23 protein-coding genes are annotated in these 20,527 nt (G+C 61.8%); 7 read left to right on the forward strand and 16 right to left on the reverse strand.

The annotated features are described in order from the left end of the window. Positions 1 to 65: 65 nt before the first annotated feature. Genes ONR57_RS10975 through ONR57_RS10985 form a run of 3 tightly spaced genes read right to left on the reverse strand, consistent with a single transcriptional unit; the run spans position 66 to position 2,455 of the window. The gene (locus ONR57_RS10975) at positions 66 to 587 is read right to left on the reverse strand and encodes a hypothetical protein (protein ID WP_265123400.1); all 522 of its coding nucleotides are present in this window, start codon (positions 585 to 587) and stop codon (positions 66 to 68) included. Positions 588 to 589: 2 nt separating this feature from the next. Further along, positions 590 to 2,125: a tRNA (N6-isopentenyl adenosine(37)-C2)-methylthiotransferase MiaB gene (miaB, locus tag ONR57_RS10980; RefSeq protein WP_265123401.1), complete on the reverse strand. Its 1,536-nt coding sequence runs from the start codon at positions 2,123 to 2,125 to the stop codon at positions 590 to 592. 30 nt (positions 2,126 to 2,155) lie between these two features. Next, complete coding sequence (locus tag ONR57_RS10985) at positions 2,156 to 2,455, reverse strand: winged helix-turn-helix domain-containing protein (RefSeq protein ID WP_265123402.1); 300 nt, start codon at positions 2,453 to 2,455, stop codon at positions 2,156 to 2,158. 120 nt (positions 2,456 to 2,575) lie between these two features. Between ONR57_RS10985 and ONR57_RS10990 the strand changes: the two genes are divergently transcribed. The 4 genes from ONR57_RS10990 to ONR57_RS11005 all read left to right on the forward strand — a co-directional run bounded on the left by ONR57_RS10990 (position 2,576) and on the right by ONR57_RS11005 (position 7,997). Then, on the forward strand, positions 2,576 to 3,532 hold the full coding sequence (locus ONR57_RS10990; RefSeq protein ID WP_265123403.1) for a sodium-dependent bicarbonate transport family permease: 957 nt from the start codon (positions 2,576 to 2,578) through the stop codon (positions 3,530 to 3,532). Between the two features lie 190 nt (positions 3,533 to 3,722). Beyond that, positions 3,723 to 4,721 (forward strand): TAXI family TRAP transporter solute-binding subunit, encoded by a 999-nt coding sequence (locus ONR57_RS10995; RefSeq protein ID WP_265123404.1) that lies wholly within the window; start codon positions 3,723 to 3,725, stop codon positions 4,719 to 4,721. Beyond that, positions 4,718 to 5,260 (forward strand): DUF1850 domain-containing protein, encoded by a 543-nt coding sequence (locus ONR57_RS23315; RefSeq protein WP_265123405.1) that lies wholly within the window; start codon positions 4,718 to 4,720, stop codon positions 5,258 to 5,260. The genes ONR57_RS10995 and ONR57_RS23315 overlap by 4 nt, the downstream gene beginning before the upstream one ends. A gap of 28 nt (positions 5,261 to 5,288) precedes the next feature. Further along, the gene (locus tag ONR57_RS11005; protein ID WP_265123406.1) at positions 5,289 to 7,997 is read left to right on the forward strand and encodes a TRAP transporter fused permease subunit; all 2,709 of its coding nucleotides are present in this window, start codon (positions 5,289 to 5,291) and stop codon (positions 7,995 to 7,997) included. Here the strand turns inward: ONR57_RS11005 and ONR57_RS11010 are convergent. From ONR57_RS11010 to ONR57_RS11020, 3 genes are all read right to left on the reverse strand, one after another. Further along, entirely contained in the window at positions 7,986 to 8,567 is a 582-nt protein-coding gene (locus ONR57_RS11010) for a regulatory protein RecX (protein ID WP_265123407.1), read from the reverse strand. The two genes, ONR57_RS11005 and ONR57_RS11010, sit on opposite strands and share 12 nt — an antisense overlap. Positions 8,568 to 8,570: 3 nt before the next feature. After that, positions 8,571 to 9,608: a recombinase RecA gene (gene recA / locus ONR57_RS11015; protein WP_265123408.1), complete on the reverse strand. Its 1,038-nt coding sequence runs from the start codon at positions 9,606 to 9,608 to the stop codon at positions 8,571 to 8,573. A 232-nt stretch (positions 9,609 to 9,840) separates the two neighbouring features. Continuing rightward, positions 9,841 to 10,035 (reverse strand): DUF3046 domain-containing protein, encoded by a 195-nt coding sequence (locus ONR57_RS11020; RefSeq protein WP_265123409.1) that lies wholly within the window; start codon positions 10,033 to 10,035, stop codon positions 9,841 to 9,843. A gap of 85 nt (positions 10,036 to 10,120) precedes the next feature. On the opposite strand from ONR57_RS11020, the gene ONR57_RS11025 reads away from it, so the two are divergent. Continuing rightward, complete coding sequence (locus ONR57_RS11025) at positions 10,121 to 11,272, forward strand: epoxide hydrolase family protein (protein ID WP_265123410.1); 1,152 nt, start codon at positions 10,121 to 10,123, stop codon at positions 11,270 to 11,272. A 7-nt stretch (positions 11,273 to 11,279) separates the two neighbouring features. Here the strand turns inward: ONR57_RS11025 and ONR57_RS11030 are convergent, their stop codons facing one another. From ONR57_RS11030 to pgsA, 7 genes are all read right to left on the reverse strand, one after another. Continuing rightward, a complete protein-coding gene (locus ONR57_RS11030) occupies positions 11,280 to 12,467 on the reverse strand; it encodes a glycosyltransferase (RefSeq protein ID WP_265123411.1) in 1,188 nt (395 codons plus the stop codon). 72 nt (positions 12,468 to 12,539) lie between these two features. Next, entirely contained in the window at positions 12,540 to 12,731 is a 192-nt protein-coding gene (locus ONR57_RS11035; RefSeq protein ID WP_265123412.1) for a hypothetical protein, read from the reverse strand. A 73-nt stretch (positions 12,732 to 12,804) separates the two neighbouring features. Further along, positions 12,805 to 13,722 (reverse strand): hypothetical protein, encoded by a 918-nt coding sequence (locus ONR57_RS11040; RefSeq protein WP_265123413.1) that lies wholly within the window; start codon positions 13,720 to 13,722, stop codon positions 12,805 to 12,807. Between the two features lie 33 nt (positions 13,723 to 13,755). Further along, positions 13,756 to 14,568, reverse strand: coding sequence for a PspA/IM30 family protein (locus tag ONR57_RS11045; RefSeq protein WP_265123415.1), 813 nt, complete (start codon positions 14,566 to 14,568; stop codon positions 13,756 to 13,758). 168 nt (positions 14,569 to 14,736) lie between these two features. Beyond that, positions 14,737 to 15,138 (reverse strand): helix-turn-helix domain-containing protein, encoded by a 402-nt coding sequence (locus tag ONR57_RS11050; protein ID WP_265123417.1) that lies wholly within the window; start codon positions 15,136 to 15,138, stop codon positions 14,737 to 14,739. Between the two features lie 174 nt (positions 15,139 to 15,312). Further along, positions 15,313 to 15,816, reverse strand: a complete 504-nt coding sequence (locus tag ONR57_RS11055) for a CinA family protein (RefSeq protein WP_265123419.1) — start codon at positions 15,814 to 15,816, stop codon at positions 15,313 to 15,315. Then, positions 15,813 to 16,439, reverse strand: coding sequence for a CDP-diacylglycerol--glycerol-3-phosphate 3-phosphatidyltransferase (gene pgsA, locus ONR57_RS11060; RefSeq protein ID WP_265123618.1), 627 nt, complete (start codon positions 16,437 to 16,439; stop codon positions 15,813 to 15,815). The genes ONR57_RS11055 and pgsA overlap by 4 nt, the downstream gene beginning before the upstream one ends. Positions 16,440 to 16,523: 84 nt before the next feature. Here pgsA and ONR57_RS11065 point away from each other — a divergent pair, with 84 nt between their 5' ends. Next, positions 16,524 to 17,060 (forward strand): amino-acid N-acetyltransferase, encoded by a 537-nt coding sequence (locus tag ONR57_RS11065; protein ID WP_265123421.1) that lies wholly within the window; start codon positions 16,524 to 16,526, stop codon positions 17,058 to 17,060. Between the two features lie 12 nt (positions 17,061 to 17,072). Next, positions 17,073 to 17,366 (forward strand): YciI family protein, encoded by a 294-nt coding sequence (locus ONR57_RS11070; RefSeq protein WP_265123422.1) that lies wholly within the window; start codon positions 17,073 to 17,075, stop codon positions 17,364 to 17,366. Here the strand turns inward: ONR57_RS11070 and ONR57_RS11075 are convergent. The 3 genes from ONR57_RS11075 to ONR57_RS11085 all read right to left on the reverse strand — a co-directional run bounded on the left by ONR57_RS11075 (position 17,355) and on the right by ONR57_RS11085 (position 20,439). Further along, entirely contained in the window at positions 17,355 to 18,665 is a 1,311-nt protein-coding gene (locus tag ONR57_RS11075) for an RNA polymerase sigma factor (RefSeq protein ID WP_265123424.1), read from the reverse strand. The genes ONR57_RS11070 and ONR57_RS11075 overlap by 12 nt on opposite strands. A gap of 4 nt (positions 18,666 to 18,669) precedes the next feature. Continuing rightward, positions 18,670 to 19,359: a YciI family protein gene (locus ONR57_RS11080; protein ID WP_265123425.1), complete on the reverse strand. Its 690-nt coding sequence runs from the start codon at positions 19,357 to 19,359 to the stop codon at positions 18,670 to 18,672. A 90-nt stretch (positions 19,360 to 19,449) separates the two neighbouring features. After that, a complete protein-coding gene (locus tag ONR57_RS11085; protein WP_265123426.1) occupies positions 19,450 to 20,439 on the reverse strand; it encodes a TerC family protein in 990 nt (329 codons plus the stop codon). Positions 20,440 to 20,527: the final 88 nt, after the last annotated feature.

Here is a 20,527-nt window from a genome sequence, read left to right on the forward strand (position 1 = left end):
TGGTGTTGCAACGACAAACAGAGCGGGGCGGCGCCATCAGGCACCGCCCCGCTCGACATTCATCACTATCGCCTACCGGGTGATTCCAGTGGGCTGTGGCTCAGCGCAATTCCCAGCCAGGTCAAGAACAGCACGATGACCGTGATGAGACCCAGAACCAGGCCCGGCCCGGGCCCTCCCCCGGCCTCAAGCGCGCCGAGCGTCTGACGCGACCAGACTGCCAGCACACCGAGCACTGAGCCAACAAAGCACCCGCCCGCGGCGAACAGCGAAAACACCCAGCGCCGGGTGGTCAGCGCGAGCACAGAAAAACCAATGCCGAACACCGCTGCGAACCACACGAACAACTGCGATGTCACCTTGATTGATTCGCCGATCGCGGCGTCGGAGCGAACAAGCACATCCCAGCCGTTCGCCCCGCCGGTGTGCGGCAACGTAAAGGACAGCAGCAGCGCCAGCACGAGAACCGCCGCGAAAACGGCCTTCTTCCCGGGGTCTATCTCGCCAGCAATCCGGCGCTCAGCCGCTTCGAAGTCACGCCGGAAAGCGTCGGCAGGGTCAGGAATTCGAGGTTCGTACGAGGACATATTCAGCAGCATCCTGAGGTTTGCGGTTGTGGGGCGGGTACACCAAGCCGGGGCATTCCAAGTCCGACACCTGCGCCGCCCAGGCTTCCGGAGTCAACCGGGGCTGTTTTGGGTGTCAAGCCTTGCGCGGCGGCGTCCCCGGCTCGTGTGCGGCGGTGAGCGAGGAGGGAGTCATCCGCGATCAGGTGATGCGGAGCTGCTGACGTGATCACCGTGGTCACGATATCGCCGGGACGGATGTCGCCGTCTGCCGCACCTTCAGGCCGGAAATGCACAAGACGGCCATCCCGCGCCCGGCCAGACATCCGTTGGGTGGCGGAATCCTTGCGGCCCTCACCGACGGCCACGAGCAGCTCAGCCTGGGATCCGATCAGCTTCTCGTTCTCCTCCAAGCTGATCTTCTCCTGCACTGCGATCAAACGGTCGTACCGCTCGCGCACCACGGCTTTGGGAATCTGGGATTCCATTTCCGCCGCGGGCGTACCTGGACGCTTTGAGTATTGGAAGGTAAAGGCACTTGAGAACCTCGCTCGCCGTACCACGTCAAGGGTGTGCTCAAAGTCTTCGTCGGTCTCACCGGGAAATCCCACAATTATGTCCGTGGTGATGGCGGCGTGCGGCATGGCTGCCCGAACACGGTCGATAATGCCGAGGAACCGGTCTTTACGATAGGAACGCCGCATCGCCCGCAGTACGCGGTCAGATCCGGATTGCAGCGGCATGTGCAGTTGTGGGCACACGTTGGGGGTCTCGGCCATCGCCGCGATCACGTCGTCGGTGAACTCAGCAGGATGCGGTGACGTAAAACGCACGCGTTCGAGGCCCTCGATGTCACCGCATGCGCGCAGCAACTGTGCGAACGCACCGCGGTCCCGCGGAATCGACGGATCCGCGAACGAACGCCCATACGAGTTGACGTTCTGCCCGAGGAGTGTGACTTCAAGCACTCCTTCAGCGACGAGCGCCTGCACCTCGGCCAGGATATCTCCGGGGCGGCGATCGACTTCTTTGCCGCGCAGCGCGGGGACGATACAGAACGTGCACGTGTTATTGCAGCCGACCGAGATCGAAACCCACCCTGAATAGGCTGAATCCCGTTTCGCGGGCAGCGCTGACGGAAAAACCTCCAGCGAGTCGAGGATCTCGATCTCAGCCTGAGCGTTGTGACGGGCGCGTTCGAGCAGTGCAGGCAGGGAGCCCAAATTGTGAGTGCCGAACACCACATCGACCCAGGGCGCTTTCTTGACGACAACGTCACGGTCCTTCTGGGCCAGGCAGCCACCGACCGCTATCTGCATGTCGGGGTTGGCGTCCTTCCATGGACGGAGATGCCCGAGGTTGCCGTATAGCTTGTTATCGGCATTCTCACGGACCGCACAGGTATTGAAAACGACGAGGTCAGGCGCGTCATCGCGATCAGCCCGGACGTATCCTGCGTCCTCCAGCAGCCCGGCAAGGCGCTCGGAATCGTGGACATTCATCTGGCACCCGTAGGTACGGATCTGGAACGTCTTTGAACGGTGGTGCGTACTGCTCACGGCTCCTGAGTCTACCGGTGCGGCGAGGTGCTACTCACGCGGCGAATCGTTGGCCAGTACCTCAAGGAGCTCACCAACGAGCCGTTCATGCTCGAGTTCGTGCCGCAAAGGCTTGTCAGGGTTGATGAGGTAATTGTTCCGCCGGCCGACGCGCGTGCGGGTGACGTAACCCTCGTTGATCAGATCCGCGAGGATACTTTGCGCCGCTCTCTCGGTGATCCCGACAGCCTGGGCGATGTCCCGCATCCGCATACCGGAGTCCCGAGCGATGCAGACAAGGACATGGGCGTGGTTCGTGAGGAACGTCCATTGTCGCGGCACTTCCGCCATGTCTACCTCCACTCTGGTCTCGCTCGAACGTAACCTATCCGACTTTCCGCGTGACAAAACGAAACGAGCGAACTATATTACCGGAAGTTGCATTCACGTATTGGACGACAGGAAAACGCCGTGCCGGTCGAAGTACTCTCCGCGAACCTCGCGTCACCTGCGCTGGGCTTTTTCGCCCTCGGGGTGATCGCCACGCGAATCCGATCTGACCTCTCCTTCCCTGAGCAGGCCGCGAAAGCGATGTCGATTTACCTGCTCATTGCTATCGGCTTCAAAGGTGGCGTGAAGCTTCGAGCCGAGGGACTGAGCACCGAACTCCTTCTCGGAGTCACCGCCGGCCTTTTTCTTGCGATCACGCTCCCACTCGTGGCGTACGGTCTCTTGCGCTGGTTCACACCCGTCAACCGGATTGATGCCGCGGCCGTGGCTGCACACTACGGTTCCGTCAGCGTCGTGACCTTCGTTGCCGCCACCGCATTCCTCAGCGCGATGGGCGAATCGAGCGAAGGCTTCATGATCACCCTGCTCGCGATCATGGAAATTCCGGCCATTCTCATCGGGATCTATCTCGCCCGCCGAGGCGGCGCCGCGACCGGCAACCACCGGTTCATCGACAGCTTCACGCACGGGCCCGTAGTGCTCCTCATCGGCGCAGCCGTCGTGGGGGCCGCCACCGGTGAAACAGGAATGGCCCAGCTCGAAGGCTTCCTTGTCGCTCCATTTCTCGGTGTGCTCGCGATCTTCCTGCTCGATATGGGAATCGTCGCAGCACGCCGCATCGGTGAGCTGAAGAAGGCCGGGTTCCGGCTCCTCGCGTTCGGCATTCTTATGCCGCTCATCGGCGGGTCCCTCGGTGTGCTCACCGGCACCGCAATCGGGCTCTCTGTCGGCGGCGCCACTCTGCTCGGGGTGCTCGCTGCGAGCGCTTCCTACGTCGCCGCGCCTGCAGCCATCCGCGATGCCGTACCGGAGGCGAACCCGGCACTCTCGCTTGGGCTTTCGCTTGGTGTCACATTCCCCTTCAATCTGATTGTTGGAATCCCGCTGATCTACACAGCCGCGCAGTTCCTCGGATGACGCGCCGAGAGCACGTAACAGGGAGCGTCATCAGTTTGTTACGCAATCCGGACATCACATGCTGGCCAGCCTCCCCAGGGCCTGCGCTAAGTTTATGACTTAGAACACACAGGACCGAGCCCCTGGCGTGCCCGGCGCACTTCATCTGCGTGGGCGTGTGACGAACTGCCGATCCGGAGAGGGTAAGACAATGAGAACTCCGCACCGTAAAGGCGGGCGATTCCGTGGCCGCGCAGCCGCAGCAATACTGGCTGCAGGTGCTCTCGCACTGTCGGCGTGTGCTGCCGACAGCCCCGGCGATCTGACACTGGCGACAGGATCGACCGGCGGCACCTACTATCCGCTCGGTGGTGAGATCGCGAGCGTATGGAGCAGCGAAATCGAGGGGATCAGCGTCACGGCCACCGTGGGCGGCGCTTCGGTCGAGAACCTTCGCGCGCTCGACCAGGGTGAAGTCGACCTCATCATGTCCGTTAACGCCACCGCTGCTGATGCGGTCGACGGCACCGGCGATTTCGCCGATCAGCCGCTCGCAAACCCGCAGAACATCCGCGTACTCGGCAATATTTACCCCGAAATCGTGCAGATTGTGACCACCGCTCAGTCTGGCATCGAATCGATAGAAGACCTCCGCGGTAAGCGTGTCGAGATGGGGCCCCCGGGTAGCGCAACCTACGTCATGGCGGAGCAAATCCTGCGAGCCTACGGCATCGATCCGCAGACGGACCTCGCCGCGACACTCGACAGCGGATTCGGCGACGCAGCGACGAACCTCGGCGACGGTGTCGTCGACGCCGCCTTCGGCATCCTCGCTGCGCCCACCGGCAGCATCGAACAACTCGCGACGTCGCACGATGTGGTGCTGCTTGATATCTCCGGCCCGGAACTCGAGGCGATACTGGCGGAGAATGAGTTGCTGAGTGCTCATGAAATCCCGGCGGGCACTTATTCCGGTGTCGACGAACCCAACGCAACGATCACCTCGTGGGCAACGCTGTACACCACCGCGGATCTCGACGAAGAAACCGCCTATGAACTGGTCCGCGTGATGTATGAGCATGGCGATCGGGTCCAGCACTCCGCAGCGGAGGACATGGTTCTCGAGAACGCGGTAGATGGTCTCGGGCCGATCGAAATGCACCCTGGCGCGGTGCGCTACTACGAAGAACAGGGCGTCACTATTCCGTGACGTACCCGCACGTCGCAAACCCCCGAAAGCAGCGGGGCGTCCGGAAACTTCGGACGCCCCGCTGCTCGCGCGCAACAGTCCTCGCCGTAGTGCTGGCAACGGGCTGTGTGCAGCACACCGATGCTCTCGAATTCCAGATAGCGGACGCGCAGGGTGTTGTTCTGTACTCTTACCCGATCGAGCCTGGCGAGCTCGTAACGATGGAACATGTGCATTCAGTGCACAAACGGCCGGTGCGTGAGGTGTTCTCCGTGAGCCCTGACGGGCAACTCACGATGGAAGAGATGATCTTCGACCGCATGGGCGCCAACCTGCCTTTTGGCCCGGAGACGGTGAACGGTGTCACCACGACGTTTATCGAGGAAGATGGGCACTATCGGGTAGTGCATCACAGTCGCCCTCTCGGTGTCGTGGAGTTGATTACCGGTGGTCCCGCAGTCAACCACATACTCACGATGCCGGACGGCACCGTCGTCCGGCTGCTCGATCTGACTCGTCCGCAGGCCCGCGTCGCGCTGCGAACACACGGGTCAGCGTAAGACTTCTCCGTCAACGAGAGGTGGGGAAATGTCAACCACTCCGGCACCATCACCTGCGGACGGCACTGCACCGTCTCCTGCGACTGTCAAGGAACTCGAGCACGACCTGATTGAGCTTGAGGAGCACAGTTTCACTGAGACCGGCGCGGCGACGCGGGTAGACCGACAGCCCGTGTGGCGCTGGGTGGTGTTCTTCATCGCCCTGGCGTTCGCGCTGTTCCATATCATCACCTCACCAGTGTTCGAAGGCTCGCTGCCCGCACGTCAGCAGGGGCCCTTCCATCTCTCACTCGGCCTGTGCCTGATCTTTCTCCTGTATCCCGTCAAGCCGCGCCTTACCAAACGCCAGCAGTACTTTGGATGGTTCCTCACCGCGTCCGGGCTCATAGTGCTCGTAGCTATCGCGGTTCAGGGGATTGCCGGCTGGTACGTGGTCCTGCCTGCGCTCGGGGTTCTCGCGCTGGTGCAGGCGGCGCGGTACGTACCGCTGCGGCTGGGAGGCATTCCGTTCGCGGACCTCGTACTCGCGGGACTCAGCGTCTTCACCGGTTACTACGTCTTCTCGAACTACGAGACGATCATCCGCACCGCTGGCATCCTTACCCCGGCGAACGTGGCAGTCGGCACGGTCGCGCTGCTGCTGATTCTTGTCGCCGCACAGCGTGTTCTCGGTAGCGCGCTCGTTATTCTCGCCACGATCATGCTCGCGTACGCCTATTACGGGCCCGTGCTGCCCGGCTTTCTCCGCCACCCGGGTTACAGCGTGGACCGCATTGTGAATACGTCTTTCTTCACGGACGAGGCAGTATTCGGCACACCGATCAGGGTTTCGGCTACCGTAATATTCCTTTTTCTTATCTTCGCCGCGATGCTGCAGCGCACGGGCATGGAACGGTTTTTCACCGACGCCGCACTCGGTGCAACCGGCTGGTCGACTGGCGGCACCGCAAAGGTCGCGGTCGCAACGAGCGCCTTCTCAGGCACGATCACTGGCTCGTCGGTCGCGAACACGGTGAGCAACGGTGCATTCACAATCCCGATGATGAAGAAGTCTGGATACAAGCCGAATTACTCCGGCGCTGTGGAGGCAGCATCGTCGACGGGCGGACAGATCGCGCCGCCCATCATGGGTGCCGGTGCTTTCATCATGATGGAAATCACGCGTATCCCCTACGCGGAGATTCTGAAAGCTGCGATCATTCCTGCCATTCTCTTCTTCACCGCCCAATTCGTGGTGATTCACTTTGATTCGAAGCGGCTTCATATTGGTGGCATACCGAAGGCGCTGCTACCCAGCGTTCGGCAGCTTATGGCGGCGCGCGGCTATTTGTTGATCCCCATCGTGGCGATATTCATTCTGCTGTCGATGGGGTTCAGTCCCGGGTTTGCGGCGATGGCGTCGATAGGTATCGCGATCGGGATTAACATTCTGATTCAGCTGTTCGCTCCCGCCGTGGTCGCGCTCAGTCCAGCACGCGGAGAGTTGAAACCGCCGCCACCGCCAGTGTCGAGTCGGCTTGTGGGAAGTGCGCAGCTTCTTGCCTTCACCGCGCTCGCGTTCGGTGTGGCGTGGGTGCTGTACCTCGGTGTGGCTGCCGTGGCGCCGGGAATGACACGCCTGAACCGTATGACGGTTGTGGCGCTCGTGCTCGGTGTGCTCGTCGCTGTGATCGCGCAGCTCATTGCACGGTGGCGCGGGTTTGAGGGCGACACGGACCTGACAGAGCCGCTCAGAGCGGTCGCTGTCCGCACGATTCAGGTGATGGTGCCGTTCGTGGCGACTATTGCTGCACTGTGGGGGGTTCGCTGGCTCGTCGAAACAGCGTTCCCTGATGCTGGACGCGCGTGGTCGGTCGTCGCGCTCGCCTTCGCGTATGCCGCCGCGACGACACTGCTAGTCGTTACGTTCTCAAAGTGGCGAACGTTTTCCGACGATAAACTGTCGCTCGCGTCGCTCACGGATGGCCTGGTCAGCGCCACTCGCATCGCACTGCCGATCATCGTGGCGTGTGCGACTGCCGGAATCCTTGCCGGGATGATCACGCTCACAGGACTCGGTCACAAACTGGCTGACGGATTGATTAGCCTCGGCGGCGGGCATTTGATTCCTGTGCTCGCGCTTTCGATGCTGGCTTGCCTGATCTTGGGCATCGGTCTGCCCACAACTGCGAACTACGTCGTTACGGCAACGCTCGCCGCACCCGCAATCATTGTTTTGCTGCAGGGCGATCTGGCGGCACCTACGGTCGCGATGGTGCTTTCGGCACACTTGTTCGTGTACTACTTCGGAGTGATGGCGGACATCACCCCGCCGGTGTGCCTTGCAGCGTACGCCGCATGCGGCATATCGGGTGGCGATCCCATCCGCACCGGTGGGCATGCTGTGCGCATCGCGATTTCTGGGTTTGTCGTGCCGTTCATGTTCGTTATCAGCCCGCAGTTGCTGTTGCAGAATGTCACGTGGCTGGAGGGCATCCATGCAGCGGTGACGTCGCTAGCTGGGGTATTTTTCCTGGGTATCGCCATGGTGGGGTTCTTCCAGTCGCGCATCTCCTGGCCTGAACGAATTGCGCTGGCGGTTGCGGGTGTTCTGCTCCTCCACTTTGGTGTGCTCACAGATGTGATCGGTCTGGTGGTCGGTCTCGTCATTACCCTTCTGCATTACCGGATTGGTAAGGCACGCGAGGCAGCGAAGGTCGCGGGGATCCCAGTGGCTGCGGGCACGTCAGATGTCTGACTCGCTGGTTTCTTCGCCGGGCAATTCGATGTCAGCTCCGGCAGATTCAGCTACCACCTGCTTTACGACGCTATATGCGAGGCTGGGCGCGTATCCTCGCCGGGCTAGCATCCCGACGAGCTTGCGTGTTGCGCTCTGTCTCTCCGCCGGGACCGCCCAGTTGGTGCGACCGGAACGTTCGAGTTTTTGCGCCGTGAGTGCGTATGCACGTGACCGTTCATCATCATCGGTGATGGACGAGAGAGCTTGAGCCGCGTCGGGATCGGATACTCCCTTGCGGCGAAGTTCCATGGCAAGCGCTTTTCGGCCGCGCCCATTATGGGTGTGACGGGAGCGCACCCACGTCGCCGCGAACTCCGCGTCGTCGATAAGTTTGGCGTTTACGAGTCGCTCGAGGACGCTGTTCGCGACGGTCTCGGGTATGCCTTTGCGGATGAGTTTTTCGCGCAGTTCTGCTCTGGTGTGAGACCGGGCTCCTAGCCAGCGCAGACTCAGGGTTCGCGCATGGTTATGCCATTCTTCCGGGGAGCGAGCAGGCCTGCCGCTCCCCGGATTGTCGTCGTCTGTCACCGGTTAGAACTCCACCGGAGTGGCTTCCGCCTCGGCTGCAACGGATGCACCGATGCCGAGCTTTTCGAGGATTTTCTTTTCGACCTCGTTTGCGATGTCTGGATTTTCCAGCAGGTACCGGCGAGCATTCTCCTTGCCCTGGCCGAGCTGGTCACCGTCATAGGTGAACCAGGAGCCCGACTTCCGGATGAAGCCATGCTCCACTCCCATATCGATGAGCGAACCTTCACGACTGATGCCTTTGCCGTAAAGAATGTCGAACTCGGCCTGTTTGAAGGGCGGTGACACCTTGTTCTTGACAACCTTCACGCGGGTGCGGTTACCGACCGCGTCACCACCATCTTTGAGCGTTTCGATCCGGCGAACGTCGAGGCGCACTGATGCATAAAACTTCAGCGCCTTGCCACCGGTGGTGGTTTCCGGCGAGCCGAACATGACACCGATCTTCTCTCGCAGCTGGTTGATGAAGATCGCGGTTGTCCCCGCACTGTTCAGTGCTGATGTCATTTTCCGCAATGCTTGGCTCATCAAACGTGCCTGCAGGCCGACGTGGCTATCGCCCATTTCACCTTCGATCTCGGCTCGCGGCACGAGCGCGGCAACAGAGTCGATGACGATGATGTCGAGCGCCCCCGATCGAATCAGCATGTCGGCAATCTCGAGTGCCTGCTCGCCCGTGTCTGGCTGTGAAACAAGCAGTGCATCGGTATCCACTCCGAGTGCCTTTGCGTACTCAGGATCGAGCGCATGCTCGGCATCAATGAAGGCGGCGATACCACCGGCGCGCTGCGCATTCGCAACCGCATGAAGAGCGACAGTCGTCTTGCCCGATGATTCGGGGCCGTAGATCTCAATGACCCTGCCCTTGGGCAAACCACCGATTCCTAGCGCAACATCAAGAGCCACTGACCCCGTCGGTATCACTGAAATCGGGGGCCGGACCTCATCCCCCAAACGCATAACCGACCCTTTGCCGAAGGACTTCTCCACCTGCGCGAGCGCGAGTTCAAGTGCCTTATCCCGGTCATATGCAGGTGCCATAGTTGCTGCTCTCCCTTTCTCGCGCCGATTCCGCTGCCTCAGCGCCACGTGGTCTTGCCGGAGTTACCGCTACAGTACGACCGGGCACTGACAATTTTTGTCTCCCGCGCCCGCGTTGTGGATAAGTCGCTTCCGCGGCCCGTCCTGTGGACAACGTGCGCAACTCACACAGCCACTATACCGAACGTTTGTTCGATGAGGGAACGCAACACGCAAAACACGCCGACGTGGGCTACCACCGTTCACACGGGACGTCAAAGTCCTCGCAAATCGCTCGCCAAATGTCGCGAAGGTTCGAACCCCGCGCCACAGCCGCCGATGCAGTCACGCCCCCCATCGCAGTGAGAACGTGATCGCGCAGCACCGATTGTCCAAACACTGGGCCAAACTCTGCGTGCACACGCTCGTGAAACTCCGTCAACCGCACTCCACCAAGCTAGCGCCTCAGCAAGTCTCGGCACCACCGCTATAGCGGCCATAAAGTGACCTAAAGGTTTTTTACTCTCACAGCTATGACAGACAGCAACGCAATTGCGCCGTATCAGATCGCCATCCCACAGCATGAAATTGATGAGCTTCACGACCGCATTGCACGTACGCGCTGGCCAGATGACTTGCCCGAGGCTGGCTGGGAGTACGGGGTACCGGTCAGCTACGCAAAAAAGCTCGCCGATTACTGGCGCACCTCATACGACTGGCGCGGCTGGGAGGCGAAGCTCAACGCATATCCGCACTATGTCACCGTTATCGACGGCCAGACACTGCACTTCCTCCATATCCGTTCCCCGCGCAAGGGCGCTCAGCCGCTGCTGCTCATCCATGGCTGGCCCAGTTCTGTTGTCGACTTCATCGAGATGATCGGTCCCCTTAATGATCCCGGATCATACGGCGGTGACCCGAGTGACGCTTTCGATCTGGTCATTCCCTCGCTGCCCGGCTTTGGCTTCTCCGGCCCTACACAGCAGCGTGGCGCCGCATCCGTACAGAATTACGCAGCTGTACTGGCAGAACTCATGAGCAGACTCGGCTACCGCGCATACGGTGTGCACGGCGGAGACCTGGGCTCGCTAGTGGCCCCCGAACTTGGTCGCGCCGACGCCCGCCATGTAGTCGGAGTGCATATGAACGGCCCGATTACGATCCCGCCGTGGGACGCCGATCCGGCGTCATTCCCGGACGACGAACAGGAGGTGCTCCAGCAGCTGGCGAATTGGTCAGAGGGCGAAGGTACGGGTTACGCCGCTATCCAAGGCGATCGGCCGCAGAACATCGCCTACGGCTTGACGGATTCACCTGTCGCTCAGCTCGCGTGGATTGTCGAACACTTCAAGGGCCTGACAGATCCCGCGAAAGAACTTCCGGAAGACGCAGTTGATCTCGATCAGATGCTCACGAATATCGGGATCTATTGGTTCACCCGGACGGCGGGGTCATCAGCACGCATTTACAAGGAGTCCGCGGACTGGGGAGCTCCAAAGGAAAGTTCTGGTGTGCCCACGGGGGCGGCGGTTTTTCCAGGAGACTTCACGCTCCGGAGCGTGCTCGAGAAGGAAAACAACCTCACGTGGTGGACACGCTACGACCGGGGCGGGCACTTTGCGGCGATGGAAGCTCCAGACCTCCTGACAGCGGACATCCAGGACTTCTTCAGGTCCATCCGCTAAAGGCTGTTCAGCCCCGCAGTTTCGACACCACATCGCGACACAAGCGCACGACGTCGTCCGCACGGGAAGCCGATTGTGCTGCCCGGCTAGCGGCTCTCGCATATGCCGGATCACTGGTGACGAGATCAATCGCTGCGGCAATCTGTGTGGGGTCGGGAGTACCGTCGGCCTGTGGCCACACTGCGACACCAGCGCCTAGCCGGGTCACGCGGCCGGCGAGCTCTCGCTGGTCCCCACCGCCGGGCACCAGCACCAGTGGCAGGCCGGCGAGCAGTCCGCGCGCGATGATGCCGTGTCCAGCACCGCACACAAGTACGCTGGCCTGCTGAAGCAGAATGTCTTGGCGGCCGGGTCCTGCGGCTGCCCACGAGGGAAGATTCGCAGGCGGCTCCTTCAGCATCGTTGCTGCAACACGGAAACTCGGCGGGCCACCGCGGCCGAGGCCGGCTACCACAGCTTCGAGCACGCCCTCCGCGCCGCCTTGCGACGCCGTTGACGGTGACACCGCAACAACGGGGGCATCACCCACCGGAAGCGGAAGCTCCGCGCTGCCCGGTTCCCATATGAGCGGCCCGATGATGAAGGCTTCCGCTGGCCAGTCGGGACGAGGCACCTCAAGCCCGGGCAGCGTGGCTATAAGCCGTGCCCGCGGCCCCGGTTCGCGTACCGGAAGGCCGATGGTCGACCGCACCCGCGCGCGCTGGCGCTGCCCCTTGCGCAAGTCGCGCGCGACTGCGGCCCGCAAGACCGTGTCTCTCGCACGGCCCAGCACACCTTTGCCAGGCTCCAGGCCGCTGCCGATCGGCGGCAGCCCCCGTGACGGCAGATAAAGCGGGTGCGGCGAGAGTTCTGCCCAGGGAATTCCCAGCCGCTCCGCGGCGAACGCCCCGGCAACTGTGATGACATCGGACACAACGAGATCCGGCATCATCTGGTTGAGGTCTTGCAGCATCAAGGTGGACATAACGGCCGCCCGTTCGTGGATCCGGCGGCCCACATCGTCGTCGCGGGTGCCCGGTTGCATCAGCAGGCCGGGCAGCTCATGTGCTTCGATACCGCGATCGGCCGCGTGCTCCAGCCACCTTGACCCAGTTATCAACGCCGCGCTGTCACCAGCGGCCTGCAAGCGGCGGCACAATGCCATCGCCGGGAACGCATGACCGGGATCAGGGCCCGCGACGACAGCGACGTGCATTCTATGCTCGGCCTACTTCCGCTTTCGTCGAACATGTAGCAGAACCGGTACTGTCAGCGATACCCCGGCGGATCAGTACGGCCCGACGACGTCGTTCTTCTTCTCGTCCTTTGAGAACGCCTTGTACAAGAAATACACGATCGCGCCAACCACCGCGACTGTTGCGATCGTCGACAGCGTCGAGAAGAAGGCTCCGACAAGCCATCCGAGCAGGGCGAGCCCTAGCCAGATGACGACGATCGCACCGATGATCTTCAGAACCATTACTACCTCCGGTATGTTCAGCGTTGGTTGCGCGCGCTGTGCGGCATACCTCTAGCTTTCACCGCGGCGCGGGCTATGTCAGCCCTGAAGCGCGAAGATCAGGGGAAGTTCGGGGACCTCCCCCATCTGCGATTCTCGGCCAGGCCACGGACTGCGCTGAACCGTGATCTGTGGCCGTGCCGCCATGTGGGAGGCGGCGAAGCTCGTGCAGCGCGATGGTAAGCCCCGCCACCCGGTCGGTGACGTCGCGCAGTTGTTCGCGCTGCTGATCTATCACGGTGTACGCGGTAGGGCGAGGCACGCCGAGTGCCGCATCGGTCATTTGCGCGGCGACTGACGCGAGGTCTTCGATTTCCTCGACACCGGCGGTGACATAGTCCGTCAGCACCCGGATTGGCTCGATCAGCTCCGTGCTGGTGCCGGTGTGCGAACGTGCCTGGCGCATCTTTGCGCGCGCCAATTCCATGCCGACAACGTCTTTCGCAGCACCTTCAAGCGAGTCCCCGGCAATCATCGCCGCACGCAAAATCCCCTCAGCTTCGCCGGGCGGGAGCGCCTGCGACCGGTCGAGCACAAGGACCAGGCGGTAGAGACTGTGTTCCGCCGCACCAAGCCGAGTCATTGGTGCGTGCACGGCCGACGCATGGTGCGGCTGAAAGCGGCGTGCGGGCTGCGGCGGCGGGAGCGGTTCTGAGCGATACTTCCGGAACTTGCCCCATGCTGCGACAGCGGGCATCGCGAACAATGCAGTCATGCTGCCGCCCACGACGACTGTCCATTCGGGCGCAGACGCCAGCGCGAGCGCGCCCGTCCCTGCGCCCGATACCAGTGATATTCCGCCGTACCGCGTTGTCCGGCGCCGGGCCCGCCGCACCTTGCGAAGCTGCTTTTCGCGCGGGTCAGTCCATTTCCGGGCGACGTCACTGACGCGGCCCTGGATGTCAGACCACCATTGCCGAGCATCCCCCGGCAGCGGAATCGGAGACATCACAGGACCACGGATCCTTAGCTTCCACTACGAACGTCAGTTCGGGTTCTGTTCGGTTTCGCCCTGAGCCGACGCTGGTTTCTCGGCGACTTGTGGCTTCTCAGCTGGTGCTCCAGCCCCGAGCTGACTGCCCTTCATAGATGCGCGGATCTGTTCGAGCCTGCTGTGCCCAGCCATCTGTACGGTGGCCTGCTGGACCTCCATCATGCGGCCCTGCACAGAGTTCTTCGCCAGCTCTGAGGCGCCAAGCGCGTTGGCGTAACGGCGCTCGATCTTCTCGCGAACCGAGTCGAGACTCGGTGTGTTCGTCGGTGCCGCCAGCTCCGTCATCGACCGCAGCGAGTTACTGACCTGTTCCTGCATCTTCGCTTGTTCAAGTTGGCTGAGCAGCTTGGTGCGCTCCGCGATCTTCTGTTGCAGCATCATCGCGTTTTGCTCAACGGCGCGCTTCGCCTGTTTCGCGGCCTCGACGGACTGGTCGTGCAGAGCTTTCAGATCTTCGATATTGGCTTCCGCAGTAACAAGTTGCGCCGCAAATGCTTCGGCAGCGTTCTCGTACTCCTGCGCCTTCGCCGCGTCACCATTAGCAGCTGCCTGCTCCGACATCTGCAGAGCCTGCCGGGTACTGGCCTGGAGCTTCTCGACTTCAGCGATCTGACGGTTGAGCCGCATCTCCAACTGACGCTGGTTGCCAATCACGGCTGCGGCCTGCTGTGAAAGGGCCTGGTGCTGACGCTGTGCCTCTTCGATAGCCTGCTGAATCTGGATTTTGGGATCGGCGTTTTCGTCGATGGAAGCATTCATCTTGGCTTTCATGTAGTTCCACCATTTGACAAAAGGATTCGCCATCTCCCCTACCTCCGTGTCGCTTTTCGTCGCGGCCATCGCGACGTCATGTCGGCCCAGACCCCTGCGGGCATGTCAATGCAGACCCGAAGGCCATGTCTGTGAATCTATCCGCTTATTCGGCCCGGCGCATCAGGGATCGCCCGTAAGACCGCGTGAAGTTCTGTTTCCTCACGCCGCAACGAGAGCGCCCGCCGGTGCCGTTTCTTCCGAGCCCGAGCCAGCACGGTCAGAAGTGCTGGAATCCTGCGGGATGACAACTCGGGAGCGCGTGTCATTTCGCACGCCTGCTTCCGCCGCATCACCGGAGTGGCGCGGCCCGTTGCTTCGCCCCGCAACTTCGTCGGCCAGCAGCGAACTTACGTCGAACAGCACATCGGCGAGTTCGACGTCGAGTGCACCGCAGATAGAGGCGAGCAGTTCGCTAGACGCTTCCTTCCGCCCGCGCTCGACCTCTGATAAATAACCAAGGCTCACCCGTGCCAGGCTCGACACCTCACGTAGCGTCCGGCTTTGAGACACACGGACGCGCCGCAAGCTGTCACCTAGTGCCTCACGCAGCAGCAGCGCCATGTCGCTCCTCCATCCAGTCCCTGCACACCCAGCCCAGACATCCGTCACCAGACTGCGCGCTTCTTGCCATACAACGTCCCAGAATCACCTTTGGTTCCCAGCCACGATCATTTCAGGCCAAAGTGTCAACCACGCTGTGGGCCCGAAGCACGTCCGGCGCGCTTGGTACTGACTCTAGTCGGCACCGCGATTGAGATCGACGAGCACCTCTCCGAACGCGCGGGCGACAGCCCGGATCCGTATGTCCCAACGGCTGCCGGACAGTGCGATCTTCGCGCAGCGCGGTCCGTCCGGCCCGCAGATTCCGACATACACCGTGCCGGGAAGCACGCCTTCCTGCGGATCAGGCCCGGCAACGCCAGTCAACGACAGCCCCCACGTGGTCCCGAGCTTCTCCCGAACGCCGGATGCGAGCAACTCCGCAGTGGGGCCCGAGACTGCGCCGTCATTCTCTAATACATCGCCTGGGACATCGCCAAGCAGTCGCTTGACGTCCGTTGCATAGACGACAATCCCGCCGCGCAGTGCCGCGCTGACGCCAGGCACCCCGCCGAGAGCCGCGCTAGCAAGCCCCGCCGTGAGCGACTCAGCGCACGCAATGGTCTCCTCGCGGCGAAGTAGCGCAGCAACCACTTTGTCCGCCCCGGTCGCCTCGACGAGCACGTCGTAAGCAATCATCGGAGTGCATGCCTCCGCCCGTGACGGCGCAATCGAATGGCCTGAACCACGTAGTCGAGTCCGGTCACAACGGTGATGATGACTGCCAGCCCCATCAGCGTCAAACTGACCGGTGAGACCCAGTCTGGCAGCGGGAACAGGTAGAAACCTATCGCGACTGTCTGCACCAAAGTTTTGAGCTTGCCGCCGCGACTGGCCGGAATCACGCCATGACGAATGACCCAGAACCTGAGCAGCGTGATCCCGAGTTCACGGAACAAAATGATGCCCGTAATCCACCAGCTCAGTTCACCGAGCAGGGACAGGCCGATGAGCGCACCACCGATCAGGGCTTTGTCTGCAATTGGGTCGGCAAGCTTGCCGAAGTCGGTCACGAGGCCGTACTTGCGCGCCACCTGCCCATCGATGCGGTCCGTCACTGCAGCGATGACGAAGAGCATCCCAGCAGTGACCCGCCAGATGGTTGATTCTCCGTCAGCGGCGAGTAGGGCGACGAGAAACAGCGGGACGATGAGAATCCTGATGACTGTCAGGACGTTCGCAGCATTCAGCACGGGCACGACGTCATGTTCGGCGGGCGGATGCGGCAGGCTGTGGGTTCCGCCGCCGCTTGCATGCCTCATGCCGGGCTGCACAGAAGGTCCCGAATCGTCACTGATGGCCACCTGCTCAGCGTATCTGGCACGTTTGCGGCTAGTCTTGCCGACATGGAAAATTACGGCGGCGGGAGGCCCGAGTCGCCTCGGCCGGCGAGATACGCAGTCCGCCGCGCCCGCACCGCTGATGTGCCGAAAATAAAGCAGCTTATTGACATCTACGCCCCTAAAATCCTGCTCGAGAAGAACCTCGTCACGCTGTATGAATCGGTACAGGAATTCTGGGTTGCAGAGGCCGGCGAGTCCATCATCTCGTGTGGCGCGCTGCACGTCTTGTGGGCTGACCTGGGAGAGGTTCGCACCGTCGCTGTTGATCCCGCGTACAAAGGCTGTGGCGCAGGACGGGCAGTCGTGTCCCAGCTGATTGATACCGCACGCGAACTCGGACTCAGTCGGGTCTTCGTGCTGACTTTCGAAGTCACGTTCTTCTCACAACTCGGCTTCGCAGAGATCGATGGCACGCCTGTAACCGCGGACGTCTTCGCCGAGATGCGGCGCTCGTATGACACGGGCGTCGCCGAGTTCCTGGATTTGAGTTACGTGAAGCCGAATACTCTCGGAAACACCCGAATGTTGCTCAAACTCTGATCGGAGGCACCCATGCGGATGTTCGCGGTGGAGTACACCTATTCAAGCGAAGATGCCGAGGCCCGCTTGCGAGCCCGGCCAGCGCACCGATCGTGGCTCTCCGGACTCGTTTCGGCGGGCGTTGTTGTATCGGCTGGAGCGTTCGCGGACGGCACCGGAGCACTGATACTCGTAGCTGCCGACAAGGTCGGCGACAAAGAATCCGTGCGCAAACTGCTCGCTGATGATCCTTATGAGACTGGTGGCTTCATCCAGAAGATGCGAATCAGGGAGTGGTCGCCCGTACTCGGCACACTAGCTGAGTAGTTGCGCTGCGGATTGCACCTCGCGCAGGCGACGCCGGAGAAGCACACACACAGCCTCATTCGACACGCTGCTGAGCGCCTCTTCATATGCCCGCACCGCTTCCGGATAGCGGGCCGCACGCCGAAGCAGGTCCGCTTGGGCGACGGCGAAGCTTGGCAGCCTCGCGAGACGCTTGTCATCGCGCAAGGTCGCGAGCTCGCGCAGTCCCGCGTCTGGCCCATCCCGGAAACCCAGCGCAATCGCGCGGTTCAGGTGTACTACCGGTGAGTCGTGCAGCCCGGCCAGCCGGTCGTACGCGGCGACAATTGTCGTCCATGCCGTCGCTGCGAATGTGGGGGCGACTGCGTGTGCACCAGCGATGACGGCTTGATAGAAGTAGGGGCCGCGCGTATCGCGGTCGTGCGCTGCGGCTGCGGATAGATGAGTGAGGCCAGCATCAATCATCTGCCGATCCCACAGGCATCGGTCTTGCTCTTCCAGCGGTACCGCACCACCTCTGGTCTCAATGCCGTCGGCACCGTCGCGGGCGAAGGCTAGCCGCGCGTCACGCCTGCTGTGCTGGAAGAGAAACAGCGCCAACAGCGACTGCACCTCACCTGCCTCAGGAACTAGTCCGTGCACCAGCTGCGTGAGGCGAATTGCTTCGGTGCACAGATCGCCGCGTATGGCGTCGTCCCCAGCCACCGGCGCGTACCCTTCGGTGAACGTGAGATAGAGACACGACAGCACCGTCGGCACGCGTTCTCCGAACAGTTCGGGCGGCGGGACGCGCAGCGGAATCCGGGCGGTACGGATCTTCGCCTTCGCCCGCGTGAGCCGCTGCGCAACGGTTGGCTCGGGTTCAAGGAAGAGCCGTGCGATTTCGCGCGCGCTCAGGCCGAAAACGAAACGCAGGCTCAGGGCGATGCGAGCGGTCTCAGAGAGTGCCGGATGGCAGCAGGTGAAGAGAAGCTGCAGTTCTTCATCAACGCCGCCAGACGGCCCGTGCGAAGCCACTTGTGAGACGGCGACTACCTCCGACTGTCTTTCGCGTTCGGGCCGTTGCGCCTCTCGCCGCAGTTTGTCGATCGCCCGGTTCTTCGCCGCCGTCGTGATCCAGGCGCCCGGGCGGTCGGGAACGCCGCTGCGCGGCCATGCGCGCAGCGCATCCGCGAACGCCTCCTGAACGGCCTCCTCAGCGAGGTCCAGGCTTTGTGTCATTGCTGCAACCGCCGCGCGCGCCCGGCCCCCCTCGATCCGGAAAAGCGATTCGATCAGGGCAGGATCCGGGATGCGCGCGGTGTCAGCCGGTGTAGTCACAAGATCACATTGACACAATTGGGCGCATTTCGACGCCGCCTTCCGCGCCAACGGGCAGGTGGAGAGCTACCTCACGCGCCGTATCCTCGTCGCACTCGAACAGGTACAGTCCATTCACCACTTCGGCTGCCTCCGCGTATGGCCCATCAGTCAGCAGCAACTGACCGCCGCGGACTCGTACCGTCGTGGCAGCCGATGCCGGGTGCAGTGCACCACCGCCACGGATAACGGAGCCATATGCGGCCCCAAACTCTGAATGTGCCTTCGCACCGTCCGCCCAGTCCGGCGTGCCGGGAGTCGGCGTGTCTCGCGCAGGCTCTCGGAGAAGCGCGACCCAGTTCTCCGTGTAACTGGGGTCCTGAAGTTGCCATTCAGCCAGTGGCCACAGCTCGATCGCGCCATCGCTGGCCGCGGGTATCCGCCGGGCAAGCTCGGTGGCAGCGTCGAGATCCTCCGCGGTGAGGACATACAGTCCGCCAGTGACTTCGGCAGCTTCCGTGAAAGGGCCGTCCGTGATGACACCGCCCCGTACGGCGAATCCTTGCTTGACGGGATGCAGTGCGGCGCCCCATGCCACCGCATCACCAGCAAAGCGATCGAACTCGTCGTAACCTGCGATCGCCGCGTCAAATTCCGGTGTGCCCGGAACCTCGTATTCGTTCTCAGCACCGATAAGTACAGCAAGGTAGCGCATGAGATCTCCTTCATCGATCTTTCTCGGTCACCTATGCGACGGACGAGAAGACAGGATTTCGACAACCTCCGCACCAATTTTCGTCGAAAATCAGCTGAGCTCGCGCACCTTCTCGTGACGAGTCTTCACCAGACTCGCAATCGTGACTGTGGCGAGCACCGCCACGATGAAGACCATCGACACACCAGTAGTGACTTCGGGTACGTGGACTGGCTGACCGCTGTTAATGAAGGGAAGGTCGTTTTCGTGAAGCGCATGCAGCACCAGCTTTACTCCGATGAAGCCGAGAATGATCGACAATCCGTGTGAGAGGTACACAAGGCGTTCGAGCAAGCCACCGATCAGGAAGTACAACTGGCGCAAGCCGAGCAGCGCGAAAGCATTGGCGGTAAAGACGATGTACGGCTCGCGTGTCAGCCCGTAGATAGCCGGGATGGAGTCAAGGGCAAACAGCAAGTCTGTGAAGCCAATCACCACGAGGGCGAGCGCCAGTGGCGTGAAGAGTCGCTTCCCGTCTACTTTCGTGACGAGTTTGTCGCCGTCGTACTCTTCGGTGGTTGGCAGGAAACGCCGGGCGAACCGCACGACTTTCGAATCACGCTCTTCGGTAACTTCTTCTTCGTGGCCCGCTTCCTTCATCAGCTTGAACGCCGTGTAGAGCAGGAACGCACCAAAGATGTAGAAAACCCAGCTGAAGCTGTTGATCGCCGCGGCACCTACCGCGATGAACCCGGCACGCATCACCAGCGCCATCCCGATACCGATGAGGAGCACCTTCTGCTGATACTCACGCGGTATTGCGAACGTCGCCATGATGATGACGAAGACAAAAAGGTTGTCTACGGAGAGGGCTTTTTCGGTGATGTAGCCCGCAAAGTACTCGCCGCCGTACCGAGTGCCCCAGATCCCCATCACGACGAACCCAAAGAGTATGGCGAGAGTGATGTAGAACGCCGACCATAGGCCCGATTCCCGCAGCGAAGGCGCGTGAGGGGTCTTGACGTGCGCGTAAAAGTCGAAAACAAAAAATCCAACAATGGCGGCGATGGTCACAGCCCATGCCCACAATGGCACATTCATCTACGGAGCCCTCCGGTGCACACAACTGAACTCCGGAGGTCTCTCCCGCCAGTTGGGCTGACCGATGGCGCCGGATCTTTCGATCGTG

Source organism: Hoyosella sp. YIM 151337, assembly GCF_026041215.1.
GTDB lineage: Bacteria > Actinomycetota > Actinomycetes > Mycobacteriales > Mycobacteriaceae > Hoyosella.